This is a genomic window from Synechococcus sp. CC9616, from assembly GCF_000515235.1.
Taxonomy (GTDB): Bacteria; Cyanobacteriota; Cyanobacteriia; order PCC-6307; family Cyanobiaceae; genus Parasynechococcus.
In genome coordinates this window covers 1,874,555-1,893,134 of the sequence record NZ_KI911558.1, presented here as the reverse complement: position 1 = coordinate 1,893,134, position 18,580 = coordinate 1,874,555, and the positions used below count along the sequence as shown (strand labels likewise).

The 18,580-nt window shown below is 49.8% G+C and carries 5 protein-coding genes; 3 read left to right on the top strand and 2 right to left on the bottom strand.

Translation table 11 applies throughout. The features are described from left to right. Positions 1-15: 15 nt before the first annotated feature. Positions 16-3,060 (bottom strand): hypothetical protein, encoded by a 3,045-nt coding sequence (locus SYN9616_RS17390; protein WP_156918769.1) that lies wholly within the window; start codon positions 3,058-3,060, stop codon positions 16-18. A 465-nt stretch (positions 3,061-3,525) separates the two neighbouring features. Between SYN9616_RS17390 and SYN9616_RS0110835 the strand changes: the two genes are divergently transcribed. From SYN9616_RS0110835 to SYN9616_RS16580, 3 genes are all read left to right on the top strand, one after another. Further along, positions 3,526-9,126: an Ig-like domain-containing protein gene (locus SYN9616_RS0110835; protein ID WP_028953098.1), complete on the top strand. Its 5,601-nt coding sequence runs from the start codon at positions 3,526-3,528 to the stop codon at positions 9,124-9,126. Between the two features lie 100 nt (positions 9,127-9,226). Continuing rightward, positions 9,227-15,796, top strand: coding sequence for an Ig-like domain-containing protein (locus SYN9616_RS16160; protein WP_084218347.1), 6,570 nt, complete (start codon positions 9,227-9,229; stop codon positions 15,794-15,796). A 224-nt stretch (positions 15,797-16,020) separates the two neighbouring features. Further along, positions 16,021-17,301 (top strand): S8 family serine peptidase, encoded by a 1,281-nt coding sequence (locus tag SYN9616_RS16580; protein ID WP_071991452.1) that lies wholly within the window; start codon positions 16,021-16,023, stop codon positions 17,299-17,301. Positions 17,302-17,524: 223 nt separating this feature from the next. Here the strand turns inward: SYN9616_RS16580 and SYN9616_RS0110825 are convergent, their stop codons facing one another. Continuing rightward, positions 17,525-18,565, bottom strand: coding sequence for a helix-turn-helix transcriptional regulator (locus SYN9616_RS0110825; RefSeq protein WP_084218346.1), 1,041 nt, complete (start codon positions 18,563-18,565; stop codon positions 17,525-17,527). Positions 18,566-18,580 lie beyond the last annotated feature (15 nt).

Below are 18,580 nucleotides of genomic sequence, written 5' to 3'. Positions count from 1 at the left end.
GGCAGCAGCAGGTGTTCAGTTCACGAGCCCAGGCTGAGCATTGAGCAAGGCGTCAATTGAGGTGTTGTGGAGTGTGGAGTGAATGTTGAAGCTGGGGTCGAGAAGCAGGAGATGTTGTCCGTTCTCAACGAATTGAAGCGATACGGATGAGGGGGCTTTGATGGTGTCGCCTTGATGGGGTTTGAAATCGAGGATGTCGTCTGTGCCCCTGGACAGCCGGAATTGATCAGCGCCTTTGCCGCCCTTGAGAATGTCATCTCCCGGCCCGCCGCGCAGAGTGTCGTTGCCTTGGCGTCCTTTGAGGAGATCGTTGTCTTTGCGCCCCACAAGTTGATCGTTTCCTGCCCCGGCGGAGAGTGAGTCGTTGCCCTCTCCCCCGCGCAATGTGTCATGGCCTGAGTGTGCGCGGAGGCGATCGTTGCCTGGGCGTCCACGTAGAAGGTCATCTTCTCTTTGGCCATTGAGGAGGTCGTCACCCAAGCCAGCGCTGAGGGTGTCGTTGCCGCTTCCACCGCGGAGGGTGTCATGGCCTGAATGTCCGCGAAGTTGATCGTTGCCTTTGCGCCCTTTCAGAACGTCATGCCCCTCATGAGCGATGAGCAGGTCATCTCCTCCTCCTGCGTGCAACGTGTCATGGCCTTGTCCGCCATAGAGAGAATCATTGGCTCCCCGGCCGATGAGTCGGTCATGGCCTTTTTTTCCGTGAAGTGCTGTGTATGAGTAACGCCCTTTAAACGTGTCATCACAGGAGCCGCCTAACAGCCGAAACCCATCTTCTTCTGGCTTGAATTTTTTTGGGTCGCACGTACTTTTTGTGGTGGCTTTGGCAGGGATGACAATCACCACTTGAGTGGTTGTTGGGAGTAGGCGTTTGCTGCTGGTGATGCTGATGGTGAGAGGCAGGATTTGGATCTGCTTTTTGAATGCATTTTCTACCGGTATGAATGAGAGGATGCCGGTGTTGCTGATATTAAAAAGGCTTCTTTTGTTTCCTTTTGTGATTCGATAAGTGAGCTCTTCTCCAGTTTCTTCTGTGTCGTCGCCCGTGGCTTGATTGTCGAGATTGAGAACGGACTGGCAAACATTGGCGCCAGGCTTGATTCTGTAGGTTGCCTTCCCGTGTTGGTTGCCAATTCGTTTGGCATCAAGGATCAGATTGGGGGGATTTGAGTTGTCTGGTTTGGCTGGAGTTGGATCAGGAGTTGGGGAAGGATTGGACTTTTGCGTTGGCGTTGGTGATGGAGCAGGTGTTGGTGTTGGGGAAGGAGTAGGAGTAGGAGATCTTGGAGATGGGTTGGGGCTAGGGCTTGGAGATGGGCTCGGAGAAGGCGTGGTGTCAACGACGATGGCGCTGTTGCCGGCGAGGGAGTCGCTGCCTGCAAGGGCGGGGAGAGTGAGGGTGGCGTTGTTGCCTGCGGCGTCTTGGATTGTGCCGCCGTTGAGGGCGAGGGAGGAAGTGGCTTTGTAGTTGAGGTCGTCGGAGGAATCGTCGGCTTGGACGGTGTATGAGAAGGCGAGGGTGGTGGTCCCCGATCCAGAGGAGTAGTTGACGACTTGATCGGTGGTTCCGGTTTCGAGGGTGAGTTGGGGGGTACCGCCGGTGGTGTTGACGGTGACGGCCTCAGAGAAGACGACGTTGATGGTGATCGTGTCGCCGGTTTTGTAGGTGCCATCAGCGGTGGAACTGCTGACGGATTGAACGGTTGGCGCTGTGCCATCAATGACAAGTGCTTTATTAGCCCCGAGTGAATTTGCAGCTCCCGGCGATACCAACGTGAGATTTGCGTTATTCGCTGCCCCAGTGCTGGCTTTGATGGTGCCGCTGTTGAGGGCGAGTGCGGATGTTCCCGTGAAGTCGAGATCACTGGAAGTGTCCCCGTCCTGCACCGTGTATGTGAATGTGAGGGTCGATGTACCAGTTCCTGAGGAATAATCGACTGTGCGATCTGTATCTCCGGTTTCCAGTTCTAAAGTTGGTGTTCCATCTGTTGTGACGACATCTACAGCCGCTGAAAACTCAACGTTGATGGTGATCGCATCACCGATCCCATAGGTGCCATTCGCTGTTGACGAGCTGACGGAACTAATTGATGGACTTAGTGGTGTATAGATCGATGTAAATGATGCAGAATTAAAGTTTGTACCGCTTCCATTGATTAGCTCAACATTAGAGAAGCCGGGATAAACTCTATTTCGAACTTTCATGTCTGCGTAACTGTCGCTTCTGGCTCCACCCAGCGGCATGTCATCTCCAAAGAGATAGACTTGTGTGGCTTGGGAGGATGCTGTGGTAGCAGCACCGGCACTACTCATTGCGAAATTTGTACCTGCCTGATTAGTCCTCTGAGACGGGTATCTAAAGTTGTTACCAATTTTGTAATCTGATAGCCATGTCTTGGGGTCCCTGACAAATTTATCGATTTCAGTGTCATCAGGAAGATTTACATTTGCCTTCAGTGTTGTAATCGCAAATGCTGCAATATCTCCGGAAAAATTATTATTTCCTGCGCTATTTGCTCCTAACAATAGCGAGCCAGTGACGTTATTACGGCTTCCATTCCCGAATGCCTCCCATGTGCCTGCGGTTGTTAAATCTGTTGAAGTTCCATCGGAAAGATCAATGCTTCTCAGCCTGAATCGACTGCTGTAATTATCCGTCTCTCTCGTCCTTCCTCCATTGTAATCGATATATATGGCAGTCCACTGATCTATTGCAAGACTGTTTGCTGAGGTGAATTTTATGTAGTTGCCGTCACCCAGTCGGCCAAGTGTAAAAATAAGCTTGCCAGATGTATCTAGCTTTAATGTAATGTGATCAACTCCACCTCCTCTTTTTCGCCAGAGTACCGAGTTGTTATCGGTATTGATTGATTCAATCTTGAAAATAATACTTGAGGCCCATGGTTGGCTCCTGTTCCCAGTCTTACCGTCGGCGACGGCATTTGGTCTGACCCATGTTCGTGATAACGGTGAGTGATCGACCGCTGTGTTCGTACGTTCTAAATAGGCGCCACCTGTGCCATCAAAATGCAGCGCATTGTTGAAAAGGGTGGACGTCATCGAATTAGGGGATGGAGCTCCTGCTTATTGGATGATACAAACACTCTGACGTTTTCCTTTAAGCAATGGGCCATAAGGGTACTAATGATGGCTTTTAAAGTTCAAACTGCTTATTCAAAAGTAGTTTGGAGTCGCTCATTGGCCTCAGTCGAGCTGCAGTGATAGTTGCTTCACAACCGGTATCGCAATCGCCGCCTTCGACCACGTCGAAGCTTCGGGCAGGCTTGCAAAGAATCTCATGTTGTCTTCGGTTCACTCCCCCTAGGAATCCATTGTCAGCAAAACATTTTGTTGACGTTATCGCTTTGACCTGAAGTGCTTTTTATTAGCAATTTCTTAAATGTACAGCCTTGAGGATGAACTGAGCCAGTTGCTTTGGTAAGTCCGTACGTTGGGGCTCAGCTCAAGGCTGGCGTAGTACTGCTCAGCCCATCAGAATGAAAGGTTGAACAATACTTCGAGCTCGTGGCCAGCCAAACCAAGCGTCCCTCACGAGACAACAACGCAGACGGCCTGGTTGATGGTTCGAGACGATACAAGTTGGCCACCGCTGAGGGAGAGCTGCCACTCAAAGACTGGAAGGGAAAAGGCTTTTCAGATTCCTCCACGAAGCGGTGGGACATTCTTAAGGCGGTGTCGGATGGGGGTGATGGCGGCTACAAACTGCTGCTGGAAGGGCAAGGGAAGAAACAGGGGCAGTTCAAGGTGCTCGAGGCGAATGCCTCTGGTGTGATCAACGGCTCCTCCAAGTGGCAATCGATCGACATGGCACTCAAGAGTGGCCTGGAGAGCGTCTTTGGTGATGAGATCCGGAAGGACGGCTTCATCGGGCACGACCCGCGACGTGATGCCAACGGCGATGGATTCCTCGATCGCGCCAAGGGCAAGGCCTACAAGCTCCTCACCGATTCAAATCCGATCACACTCCAGACCAAGGGGGGGGATCCTCTTTCAAGCTCCAGCTCCAAGCGCTGGGATGCCATTCAGGCGTTGGTCGTCGAGGACGGGTTTGAGGTTCTGCTGAAGAAGGGAAAGCGCAATCAATCTGCGTTTCAGCTGCTTGATGTCAACACGGAAGGTGTCATCACTGGCAAAACCTCCTGGTTGCCAGCGGTCGAGGCCCTTCTGGCTGGCTGGGATTCCCGATTCCGGGAGTCGATCCTGGCAAAGGACAGCAGTGGTGGGGGCATCACGGCGGCGTCGGTGGACGACGACGCCCCGGTTGGCCAGCTGATCTACACAGCATCCGCAGAGGATGCCTCAGATGTGACCTTCACGCTGGAGTCCCTCAGCGAGCTGCCACTGGCGGGTCTGTCGATCGATGCTGCCAGCGGAGAGGTTCGGCTCGATCCTGCTGCACTGGTTCCTCTGCCGGACAGCATCGGCTTCGCTGTTGTGGCCACAGACCTGGCGGGTAACAGCAACCGTTTGGACGTGCAGGTGTCGCTGTCCAAGACCATCGTCGATCTTGGCGAGGCATCAACAGAGAGTGAGGGTGGCGTCAGCGCTCTCAGTGTCGAGGACACCGTGCCGGATGACGGTGTAGTGGGTGTGGGTGTGGGTGTGGAAGAAGCGGCTGAATCAGATTCTGAACAAGGTGCAGTGTCTGATGGATCAACGTCTGATGACGCCGATGATGCCAATGACGATGATTTAGGCACCGACGAACCCGAAACAGAGGACGACATCGTCCCTGTTTCCGGTGAGATCCCGGTTGATGACCCTGAAATTCCCGTCCTTGATCCTCTGACTCCTGTCGGGGATGACAGTCTCTCCACACTTAACGTCTCCGTCGACAGTGGATCGGACGGATTCACGAACGACAACACCCCGGTGTTCTCAGGTGTGGCGACGGCAGCATCCACCGTTGAGGTGCTTGCTGGTGATGTCGTGTTGGGATCGGCGGTGGCCGATGAGTCTGGGGCCTGGAGCTTTGCTTTGGCAGACAACGAAGCCCTGGCTGAAGGCACATTTTTGTTCACGGCGCGGGAGCTAAAACCCGATGGCGAGGATCCATCCAGTTCTGAAGCATCGTCCCTCACCATTGATCAGACGGTGCCGGAGTTCACCTCCGAGTCGGAAGCTGATGCCACGATTGAGCTGACATCGGCTCAGTTGGATGCGGATGGTGATGGTCTGCTGGATGGAAGCAACGGATCCAAGATTGTTGATCAGGGCAAGATTATTCAAATTAGTGGGCAAAAAGGAAAGATTTTTTCTGGTTCATCGAATAAACTCAAGTGGGGTTATGACGTTTTCCGCGCTGTTCCGAATCCAGATCCTGAGCAAGAAGGTGCCTACAGGATTCTGTTGAAGGGAACAGGCACGAGCAACAGAGGTCTATTCGGTGAGTGGTCAACTGATTCGGATGGTCGTCTTCTTGCTTCGAACGAATCTGTTTTCGACGTATGGATTTCCCAAAAGCGAGCGCTCAATCAGGGTTGGGAAGAGGTGTATGGAGATGTGATCAACGTTGATGGAGAGATCACCGAAGGACTGACGGAAGATTTCAGCAACACATCAGGGACATACTTTGTGGCGAAGGATGGTGATAACACCAATCCGGGCACGCTTGAGGAACCATTTGGATCGATTCAATATGCCATCGCTCGTTTGAAGCCTGGCGACACCATCAATATTCGCGAGGGGACATATCGGGAACATCTCAGGTTCAACCATCTGGATGGATCGGCCGATCAACGGATCACCATTCAGAGTTATAACGATGAGGAGGTAGTTGTTTCCGGCGCGAAGGAGATCACGAGTGAATGGGTCCCTCACGAGGGCAATATCTGGAAAACCAGTGTTGACTTTGATGTCACCCAGCTCTTTCTCGGTGATTCGATGCTCACCGGCGCCCGTTGGCCGAACATCTCCAAAGATTGGCATGAGCTGGATGATTCAGACGGCAGTAATCCAACGCCTGGCAGTTACTGGGACCTGAAGACGCGCGCCAATACCGTTCCCAATCAGAGTGAACACAAGCTTTCAGATCTTGGATTCAGCGTTGAAGGTGCTGTGGCTGTCGGCTACAAGAACAATGCCGTTGATGTTATCCAACACAACGCTGGAGATTCTTCCTTCCAGGTGGATGGCACTCTCACAGGGCCTGGACAGCCAAGCGTTTACTACCTAACGCAGCATCTAGATCTCCTCGATCAATCCAAGGAGTGGCATTACGAAGAAGCTACTGGAGAGCTGTTCGTTTGGCTCGACGGCAACGCTAATCCCAACGAACAAAGGATTGAGGCTCGCGGTTACGGTGAGGAAGAAACATCCAAACTGGCAAGAACCAATACCCCAAGCAAGAATGTTGGCTCCGACGGAGACCTGTCTGCGTGGGGCACTCCGGACAAGATCCTGCAGATGCAGAGATCCTCGTTTATTGATTTCAACGACATCACCTTCAGGGTTGGAGCGTTTGATCTTTGGGGTGATCACGACATTACATTTAAAAACACGAAGTTTCTCTATTCAGCTCATCCGCGTTTCATGTTGAACGCTGAAAAGCGTACGATCATTGCGGATCCCTATCGCAACCCTTTCGGCAACAGTGCTGGAGGTGGCGGGCGTGTTAAGGGAGAGGATAGAAATATCGATCCTTCCACTGGCTTTGGGTATCACAATTCCAATATGAAGTGGATTAATAATGAGTTTGCTTATAACTTCGGCGCCGATCTTGATCTTGGGGCTAACTCTGCCCACTTTTTGGTTGAAAATTCTCATTTTCACAATAATCCAAGTAATGGTGGTTTCGCATCATTCCGTGTTTATGACGGAATGGTGGCGCGTCGCAACAGCGTCCACTCGATGGGTTTTGGCGGGATGACTCGCCTGGGAGCGAAGTTTGGCCAACAGGGTGGCAAATCACTCGGGGAGCTAAATCGTATTTACGATTATCATTATCACGGTGATGATTCTGGTATCCAGATCAACCGGGGTGCTGCGATTGGAACCACGTTGCAACACAACTGGATCCACGATATGCCTGGTCGTAATGGTATCCGTTTTGATGGGGATCCCGCTGGTATCGGTGGAACGGCCCATCACAATGTGAGCTTCAACAATCGGCGAGGTTATCGCTTCAAGGGCGATCAACATACCCTGATAAGTAATCTCGCGTTTGACAATGAAAAATATGATTTTGGCTTCGATAAAGATAAGTTCTATGGCTACACGGGTGGTTACGACCCAGCAACGCAGGGATTAATTCTTCCAGAAACCGGTGTTAATGTCTACGATTATAGACAAGAAGGGCGTCGCGGCTCTAACCCGTATCAGGGTAATTTGTACTCAATTGTTCATAATAACGCCGGCAATATTGAGCGACACCCGATTCCTGTACTGAACCCAGAGAATAAAACCGGGAACTCAACGACCGAGTGGATGCGTGGCCATTCAATCAAAGATGAACTGCGTGATACAGCGAACTTTGATTTCAGGCCACGTGCGGGTTCATCCTTGATCGACAAGGGAACGTACAAGCCTGGGATCACCGATGGATTTTTTGGGGATGCCCCTGATATTGGCCCCTATGAATATGGCGACGACTACTACTGGATACCCGGCCATAAAACGGAGGATGCCAAGAGTCCGATTCCTGGGGATGGTGCGGCAAGTGCCAAGCCGAACACCGATCTGATCTGGCTGGAGGGACTGGAGATGATCACTAACAAGGTCTACTTCGGTTCTGATCCTGCCAATCTCGAGTTTCAGGCCGCCCAGGTCAGCAATATTTTCACACCGCAGCAATCTCTCGTCCCAGGCCAGACCTACTACTGGCGTGTTGACACCGTCACGGATGAAGGTGAAGTACCTGGTGATGTCTGGAGTTTCACTGTTGGGCCTGCTAATGGACCCACCGACTTAGCCCTGTCGACAACTGAATTGAGCTCGGCTTCCGGAAAGGGCGATGTTCTGGCGACGTTCACGACGACAGATTCTGATCCAGTTGATGTCCACACCTATGCCCTGGTGGAGGGTGCTGGAGATACAAACAACAGTCAATTCAGTATTCAAGATGGACAATTGTTGTTTAGTGGATCAGAGGATTTGAGTGCTGATCAGTCATTCCAGATCCGCGTCTCATCCAAGGATTCTGCCGGCAACAGCTTTGAAAAGGAGCTTGTCTTGTCAACTGAGAAGTCGCAGCCTGAATCAGACACAGACCCGGTCATTGATCCTGTGGCCGACCCGGTGACGGACCCCGTTATTGACTCGATTGAGATTGTTGGGGATGGCTCCTATGGAAAGAAAAATGCCGATCGCATTCCAAACTTCGATCCTGCGTCGCAACGCCTGGAGATTGATGCTCAATCCTTTGGAGTTGATTCTGATGCCTTCGTTGCCATTTATAAGCGAAAGAAGATGAAGGCAGCGGCCCAGTTGGATGCCGAATTTGTCTACCGACAACGTTTTGGGCAGTTGTTCTTCAATCCGGATAAAGCGGCCAAAGGATGGGGGAGCGGTGGTCTGGTTGCGGTTCTTGAAGGAAACCCTGTTTTGACATCTGAGATTGTTGATGTGACCCATAAACCTGTCGAGGAACCTGTGACGGAACCGGTTACAGAACCTGTCGAGGAAACTGTGACAGAACCGGTTACAGAACCTACCGAGGAACCTGTGACGGAACTGGTTACAGAACCTGTCGAGGAAACTGTGACAGAACCGGTTACAGAACCTACTGAGGAACCCGTGACGGAACTGGTTACAGAACCTGTCGAGGAACCCGTGACGGAACAAATTGTTGACACTGTCAAGGTGCGCGGAAGTGGTTCTTTTGGAAGAAAAAATGCCGATATCATTACAAACTTTGATCCATCGTCACAACGTCTGGAAATTGATGTCCAATCCTTTGGGGCTGAGTCTGACGCGAACTTTGCAATCAGTAGGGCTAAAAAATGGAAGAAAACAGCAAGGCGTGATGCTGATTTTGTTTACCATCAACTTTCTGGTCGACTCTATTTCAATGCAAATGGATCAAATAAGAATTGGGGAGCTGGCGGTTTGTTCGCTGTGCTTGAAGGAAATCCTGTTTTGACATCTGAGATTGTCGATATAACGTAGTCAATGATCAGCTAATAGATCTTGATTTGTTTGCCGGTTAGCTTCTCAATCTTCCATTGATTTTCGTTTATTAGCTCAACTACTCTTCTTTGCCAAAGCCATGTCTGCGAATCATTCAGTAAATCTTTCACGCATTGATCGGGATGGTGATGGCTTTGTTGATAGTGCGGATACTTTTACGTTGGTTGTGGATGGCGGAGAGCTCCCCCTAACCAACTGGAAAGATCGGCTTTTTACTGATGACTCGACAAAAAGCTGGACGCCAGTTCGCGCCATTTCTGGATCGAATGGATATGAGGTTCTTGTTCAGGGGGAGGAGCATAAAAAAGGCTTGTTTCGTTTTCTGAATGTTAATTCAGCAGGACGTATTAATGGGCGCTCGAAATGGCAACCTGTTAATCGTGCGTTAAAGAGGAATTGGGAAGATCGTTTCGGAGATGTCATCCAAGTGGATGGCATTTTCGGTTTGGAGAAGGATGCGGATGGAGATGGGTTTCTCGATGCTGGACAGGGATATCGGATGGCGTCTCAGGACGGATCTGTCACGTTGAAGAATGCGGCAGGTAAGGCGTTAAGCGATAAGAGTTCAAAACGATGGGATGCGATTCAGGCCATTGGCACCGAGACGGGTTTTCAGGTTCTGCTCCGTCAACAAGGCCGTAAATCGAGCTTGTTTCGACGCCTCGATGTAAATCCTGATGGGACTGTATCTGGCAAAACAGGTTGGAAGACGTCTGCCAAGGCCCTGTTTGCGGGATGGGACGCGCGTTTTCAGTCGGCAATCCTTGATGACAGCAGCAGCGGTGGCGGCATCACTGCTGCTTCGGTCGATGAGCTGCCTCCCATCAGTCATCTGATCTACACCGCTACGGCGACGGATCTGTCGGAGCTTGTCTACAGCCTGGAGCCGTTCGATGGTTCCTCCCTGGATGGCTTGTCGATTGACCCCATCCTTGGAGAGGTTCGTCTGACGACAGAGGAGTTGATCGCCATACCCGAGCGTCTGCAGTTCAGGGTTGTTGCAACAGATGTCGCTGGTAACAGCAGTTCCCTTGATGTTGTTGTTGCACTGACAGTTGAAACACCAGCACCTGTTGAACTCACAGACGAGGACGTTTCGGCTTCAGGGGATGGAGCGATGGTGAGCATGACAAGCCTTGACGTGCCATCGATTGACGATTCTGACAGCGATGATGAGGTTGTGTCGTCTTCTAACGCCGATGGGGAATCGGATGATGACACTGTTGTCGCTGTCGATGAAGATTCGACCAATGACGACTCTGATGGAACCAATTCAGATGTCACGTCGATTTCTGAGGACGACGAACAATCAGAGACAGACCTCCCAGACGAGGATCCAGAAGCGGATGGTCTGATCTCCGTGGCGGATCAGACATCCCCCGGTGACGATGCATTGCCCGATGTGGATGAGGAGCTCGATCCGACGGAGATCAACCCGGACTTGGAGCTGCTTTCAGCACTTCGCCTCGATGCGGCATCGGACACAGGCAGCTCGGATCGCGATGCGGTCACCCAGGTGCGAACTCCTCGATTTTCCGGTGTGGCGACTCCTGGTTCGAGAATTGAGTTGTTTGCAGAGTCGTCTGAGGATTCCACTGCAAAGTCGACGTACATCGGTTCGGCGCCCGTCGATGAAGACGGTGAATGGCAGTTGCCCCTTTCTGATGAGAAAGCATTTCTCGATGGCCGCTATTCCATCACCGCCCAAGAGTTGAATGCCGACGGAGAGGAACTTTCACAGGCCAAGGCTCTTGAGCTTGTGGTGGATGGTCTGGCTCCTGAATTCACTTCTGCTGCGACCGCTTCTGCCACGCTGATTCTCGCGGCTGATGCGTTGCCGCCAACAGACGGTGTTGTGTTTGTTTCCAACGATGGAAGTGATAGCAACCCCGGCAGCTTGCTGGCGCCGTTCAGAACGATTCAATACGCGATTGATAATGCCAAACCCGGTGATGTGATTTCAATCCGTGGCGGAACGTTTCGAGAGCGTCTCAGAATCGAGAATTTGAATGGCCGGGAAGACGCGCCAATCACGTTTGAAAATTATCAGAACGAGGATGTTGTCCTGACCGGAGCTGAGCAGATTACGACCGACTGGCAGCCGCATGACGACAACATCTGGAAGACGAACTTAAATTTTGATATTTCACAGCTTTATCTCGATGGTCAGATGTTAACGGCGGCCCGTTGGCCGAACATCACAAAGGAATGGGATCGGCTTGATGATTCCGATCGCCGAAATGCAACACCAGAAAGTTACTGGGATATTGAAGGAACGCGAGCTCTCGCGCTGGTGAATTCTGAGTTGCCAGATGTGTATACCAATCATGAAAGTCAACAACGATTGGCTGATCTCGGCTTCAGTGTTGATGGGGCCATGCTGGTGCCTCACAAGAGCTTTGGTCTAACTCATTCTGGCGAGATTATAAATCACAAGGCTGGCGAATCATCATTTGACATTGATCCAAACTTTGAATTGTGGCTCCGCAGCCCTGGACAGAAGGCCCTGAAGAATTTCAACTGGACCAGTGGCAACGACGGTTCCGTAGAGACTGCCGATCTCTGGCCTCTTAAAAATGGACCTGTCCAGGGAACCAAACAGTTTCACTATCATCTCGAGGGCCACTTGGGATTGCTGGATCGTCCTCAGGAATGGCATTACGACAAGGAATCAGGAGATCTCTACGTCTGGCTGCCTGATGACCAGGATCCCAATCTTAGTGACTTGCAGGCTCGTGCCTGGGATCGTTCAACTTCCTATATCGCTGATCCTGACCAACATCCAGATGCCGATTATCACTCGTTGCTCGAGATCAAGGATTCATCATTTTTAGATTTTAAAGGGATCGCCTTACATACTGGAATCTTTGAATTGAATGAAGCGACCAATTTAAATTTTGATCAGATGCGCTTTCTTTATCCAACCTATGACGGTCGGATGTTGAAGGATGGACAACGCCCTCTTTATAATAATCGCATTCAACCAGTCAGCCTGAAAGGTCGTCCGGAATTGGAGAATGTTCCCGATTCCAATATCAGTTTTATCAACTCTGAATTTGCCAATGGCATCAGTGGTTTTCTGCGTGCTGCAGGCCCTGGTTTGGAGTTGAAGAACAGTTATTTGCACAATGTTCGCGATCGAGGAGCCCTGAGGGTCGCGGCGGCACCACGTATGAATGTTGAGAGAAATACTTTCCACACCTTTGGCTTTGGTGGTGGAGGAAAAATTGGTGATTCCTCTGTTTGGCGCTACAACCATATTTACGCCTTCCATGGTGATGGAGACATCTCAGGGATACAGGTTCCTGCGTCATCTCAAGAAGGATCTTTGGTCGCCTACAACTGGATTCATGATGCTCCAGGTCGCAATGGCATTCGATTTGATGGAAGTCCCGCTGGTATCCGCGGTACCGCACATCACAATGTTTCAAGGCAAACGCGCCGTGGAATGAGAATTAAAGGTGATCAGCATGAAATAGTGAATAACACTTTAGTTTCTAATTTTTCTTACGATATTAGTTCTAGTCGTGGCAAGTTTTATGGTTACTTGGACTCCACTCCTGGTTGTTTGGAGTGGGAGTGTCGATACATACCATCAAAATATGGGAAGGATCCGAATCGGCGTCTGGGCCATTTCAATTCAACGATTCATAACAACGCTTTCGACCGGATGCCTGATCCCTTTGGCGTTGGCTCACCGAATCAGGCGATTGGTAATTCCTATGTAAGCGATCACGGACAAGCTGATAGACGCACAACGTTGATTAAAGAAGAGCTACGTGACCCGGAAAATTTTGATTTTCGCCCAAGGGAAGGATCACCTCTGATTGATCTTGGTTTGCATATTCATGGTGTTACTGATGGATATCAGGGAGAGGCCCCCGATAGTGGTGCCTATGAATTTGGAGCTGATTCCTATTGGATCCCAGGTCATCGTATAAAGAAAGCCAGGACCCCAATTGCCCCCAGTGGTTCACAGACTGTCAAGCCTGACGCTGATTTAATGTGGCTTGAAGGTAAGAATGTTGCGCTGAATCATATCTACTTCGGGGAGGATTCAAGCAGCCTCCCATTGGCCAGTTCGCAAGCCAATAATATATTTACACCACCCGAAGAGTTGATTCCCAGCCGTACCTATTACTGGCGTGTTGATACGGAACAGCAGGATGGTTCCATTGTTGAGGGCGATCTTTGGTCGTTTCAGGTGGCTGAGGCTCGGCCTGTGATGCCGAATGTTCTGGTTCGCGCTCGTCCTGGGGATCCACTACCGATCGACCCTGTGTCCAAGTCGACTTTGCCTTTGCCCGATTATGAATTTTACATGGGAACCTACGAAGTAACGAATGCACAATATGCGCAATTTTTGAATTCCGTGGCCTCCGTCGACGATTATTATCTCTACGATAAAAAAATGGGTCTGACGGATCTTGATCGAGGGATCGGTGGAATCACTCGAGACGGTGAATCAGGCGACTATTCCTATTCGGTTGTCCCTGAGTTGGCCAATTACCCCGTGACTTATGTCAGTTTCTGGGATGCTGCTCGCTATGTGAACTGGCTGTCGACTGGCAGTACGGAGAAAGGTGTTTACACGATGATGCCCAAGCAGGATGACAATAAGAATGAACCAATTCAACGCAATCAGGATGCGTTTGATGACGGTGCCTTTGCGCTTCCCTCCCATGCGGAATGGCTTAAGGCTGGTTTGTATTCGTCTGCGTCGGTTCCAACGCTGTATGCCTTCCCAACCCAGAGTGATTCCATCGGGGTTGAACAGGCCAATATCGAAGGTTCTTCCTTTTCAGGCCTTGCTCCAGTCGGCAGCTTCGACTACCCCAGCCCCCATGGCACGTTCGACCAGGCTGGCAATGCCTGGGAATGGCTTGATGATCTTACTGAGATTGGACAAAGTAAATTACCAGCTCGTTTTCGCAAAGGTGGCAGTTTCCTCCATCCTGTGAATCGCAACTCCATGAGTTCGCTGCCCCCTGGTAAGCCCAGGGCAGCGTCTGATCAAGGCTCTGATTGGGGATTCCGCGTTGTTCGAAAGCGGACCGACAATCAGCCGCCTGTCTGGAAATCAATCGCTTGGGAACTGGATGATGCCTTTGTGCAAGAGCCCTATGCATCCTCGATTGCTGATCTTGCCTTTGATGCTGATGGAGACCCTCTCAGCTTTTCGATGGTGGATGGACCGGGCTGGTTGAGTGTGACGCCGGATGGTCACCTGAAGGGGACTCCGAATGTTGATGCGCTCGGTAAGCATTCTGTTGTTTTCCGTGTTGAAGATTCCAAGGGAGATTCACAAACCCTTACTGTTCCCTACACCATCAAGGTGAAGCCAGACACGAATCCACCCGTTCAACCCGCGACTCCTGAATTGATTCGTGGTGACAATGCTGAAACACCGTCTTCAAAGCAATTAACCAACCATCCATCACCTGATTTCAAGGGCACGGCCGAGATCAACTCCACCGTTGATCTTTTTCTGGATGATCAGCAGATCGGTACTGTGCGTGCTGATTCTTCAGGGCAATGGAGTTATACGGATCAATTACCCAAACTGGACGATGGTGTGCATCGGCTGACGGTTCGTGCGACTGATCCAGTGGGAAATCAATCCGTTGCTTCGGAGCCACTTGTGTTCACATTGGATACGCGTTTACCCCGAATCACGTCGGCTGATATTGCACTGTCCCTGGATGAGAATAGTGGTGATAATCAGCTGATTTACGCGGTCACCTCTGATGATGAATCGCTGGTAATGTACTCGATTGATGATACTGATTCTTTCTCTGTTGATCCCCTTTCAGGTGATGTGAGATTCGGCTTGAATCCTGATCATGAGGATTCTCAGCAACCGCGCTCTTTTGTTGTCACCGCCCATGATGAGGCTGGCAACTCCTCTGAGAAGTTTGTTCGGTTTGAGGTGAATAATGTTGATGATGATCCTCCGAAGTTTACCTCCGGTGGCAGGGCCAAAGTGAAAGGAGCGTTGTCTGAAGCGGATACTATTTATCAGGCAACAGCGACTGATGATACACCTCCAATCGTATTTGGCTTGGATGATAGTAAAGGTGATTCAGGCTATTTCGATATTGACCCTGAAACTGGTGTCGTTGTCTTGGGTGAAGAATCTGGCTTTCAGGAGAAATCAAAATACACGATGTTTGTAACAGCCGAAGATGTATCTGGCAATGTTTCTCGGAGAAAGGTTAATGTGACTGTCAAGAATGTTAATAATTCCAATGCACCCGGTGAGCCTGGTTCCGACGATCCTCTTCCGTCCGATGATGTGACCGGCGTCTCTTATGAGCTAATACCTCGTGATAAATACACAAAGAAAAATGCTCAGATCATTAAGGGTTTCGATCCAGCGTCCGATCGTCTGGTGATTCGGGCAGTGGATTTTGGCCTTGAAAACGGGGCTGAGATTGGGATTCCGAAAAACAAGAAGATGTTCAAGAAACTCCAAAATAGCGATATCGACTTTATTTCCAAGGCGAATAAAAAAGATGTTTTTATTCTCTTCAACCAGAACGGTGACGAGCCTGGATTGGGTGATCTTGGAGGTGTGGTTGCAGTAATCAGGAATTCACCGCAGTTCGATCACTCACAATTCACTGCCGATTTGGTTGAGATGATCTAGCTGTGTTTTCCGTAGCTAGTTTCGCGTTCTCTATCAATAAACTTGCAACCCGGTATCCTTCAACTGTTATGGATTGGCTATGTCTGGATGATGAAGAACATGTATACATTGATCTAAGCGATCGAATCGGTTCCCTTATGGAAACTCATAATCTGTGCTTCACGGGTCATTCCCCTTTTCATTTATCTCAAGTTCTGCTATAGATTGATTGAATCTTTTTATTGATGGCTGTCGTAGCGATTGTCGACTCAGGCCTCAATCTCAATCACAGCGATATTGTCCCAAAACTATGGACGAACGCTGCTGAAATTCTTGGAAACGGTCTTGATGATGATGCCAATGGAGTGGTCGACGATGTCTACGGATTTGATGTGCTTAGCTCTGCCGGCTTAAGCACTTCATTGTTGAATAATGGCGATCCGCAGGGTCATGGGACCCATGTTGCGGGCATTGTGACTCGCTTGTCACCCAAGTCAAAAATAATGCCTCTCCGCATTCTTGATGTGAATGGTAATGGGCGGTTGTCCGATGCATTATTTGCTTGGTCTTATGCTCTGGATAATGGTGCCAAGGTGATCAATAATAGTTTTGGTGATGTTGGATTGCCTCCTTCTGAGTTTTCTTTTATGGAGGAAGCAGTGCGTTTGGGTCGTGAAAAGTATGGTGCTGTTTTTGTAGCCGCAGCTGGAAATCAATCCAACAATAATGATGTTCTACCTGGAACTCCCGCAAATGTTCCAGGGATGATATCTGTCGGTGCAGTCACCTTGGCTGGAGCCGTTGCACCCTTTTCAAATTTTGGCAAGGAAACCGTTCATCTTTTTGCGCCTGGTGAGCGAATTGTGAGTTCCGATGCTTTTACTGTGTCCGGTGTTACGGCTAAAAGCGGTACGTCTCAGGCAGCCCCTATGGTTTCTGCTGTTGTTGCTAACTTGGCAGGTAAGAATAAGAATATTCCCGCAGCAACATTGGAGCAGAAGTTGTTTAAGAAATTAAAGCCATCTCGACAGTTGGTTGATGTCAGTCTCACTGGTTCTGCCCTCGCATCAGGTTTGACCCGTAAAGTTAAAAGCTTGCCCCCTACAGCAAGTTCGAAGCGGTATGCACGGGAGGATTTTGTCATCGGGCAACTTCGTCGCGATCGTTTCATAGGTGTACTAGATCCATCGACTGGCGTCACTCAAAAAGATGTTGCAAATGATTTGTTGTGTAAGGGCAATTCCTTGATTGATGAGCCAGATTGGCCGTTTGATAATATTGCCGTTTTTTCAGTGAATCAATCTTCGCGTCGTTCTCGAGGAGGTTGTCGAGGCTCCGGCCGCTCTAGTCGTGTGTTTGATAAGCCTAAAAAGTCAAATCCTCCCAAACAAGCATTTACTCAAATTGTTGAGACTGGTTTTTTTCAAACTGTTGAATGGGATGCTGAGGTGAGTTTTGCCTCCGATCGCAGTATGTCTTTCTTCGACCCGCCATCTTTACTGTCTTCTGAAATGTCACTTTTTTGATTCTGCTGTAATGCATAAAGGTTTGCTGTGAATAGACGATCATCTGCTGTCTAAGTAGTAGTTGAAAGAGCCATTGTCATTTGCTTTAATCTTGAGAGAGATTCTTTCCAACGGCAGATTTTTGAGCCATTTTTACTGATTTTGTTTTGGCTCCACAACCCGCTTCAGGGCTAAACAGGACTAGTTACGAGCGTAATAGTCCGCGAATAAAGTTTGTACTCGTTTAGCTGAATTGCATTTGATCTCGCTTCAGTGTTTCTATCGGTAATTCGTGGTAATAATCCTCATAGTGCTTCGCAAAATGACTGCGGCTGCTGAAGCCTAGGGAGGCTGCGATTTCGCCGACGCCCTTGAGGCCTTGGCTTCGGCATTGCCTGGGATTGAGCAGCAGTTGCCGTACGCGATCCATTCGGATCGCACGTTGCAGTTCCATTGGTGTGCGTTGGAAATGTTCTTTCGAACCTTTGAATAAGGATGTGCGTGATTGAAAAATTTCGTTGCTAATTTTTTCGATGCTGATCAAGGATGTGGGGTTGTTGGCGCACCAATGCAGTAATTCAACGGCAGCTTCATGACGCACTTCGCGCTTTGCGATCGGCAGGGTGCGTGCTGTTGGATCTTCAAAACACTGGATCAGACGATCGATCAACTGATCGGACTCCTTGGTCGTCCATACATCTGCTTTGCCGTTTACCAGGTTCAGTAGTTGTTGTTGAAGGTTGAGGAAATACGGCCTTTGTAGTTCCAGTTGATTGCTCTTCTCCCATCGTTCCGACAGGCATGAGCTATCACCTTGTTTCACATAACGGTTGCTCCATGTCTCGTGGCTGATCACCACTGTCGCCAATTGGGCTCCCGCAGGGATTTTTAGATCAAAATCAGTCAGCCTTCGGTTGAAACCAATGATTCCTGCCCAAGGCATTTCTATGCCTTGGGCTCGGTACGTGTTGTTGGTCTCTATCTCCTGTAGTGGAATGGCCATGGTGCATGTGCCGGGTCTTCGTTTTCCGCTGAGGAATAAACTCTGGTTTGTTTCCAGCAGATTGAATCGAAACTCCTTCAATGCAACAATGCGGATGCGTCCTTGCAGAGGACCTTTGCTGAGCTGCAAAGCCACAAGATTTGGACTAAGCGTTTGAGATAGTTGTTGTAGATCAGTACAGCTTTGAAATGATTTGTCGATGTATTGATTTACAAGGCTGTTGTGCTCAAGGCTGTTTTGTTCAAGGCTGTTGGTTGCCTGTTCATATCGTTTTGTTTGCATTATTGTTCATCCCAT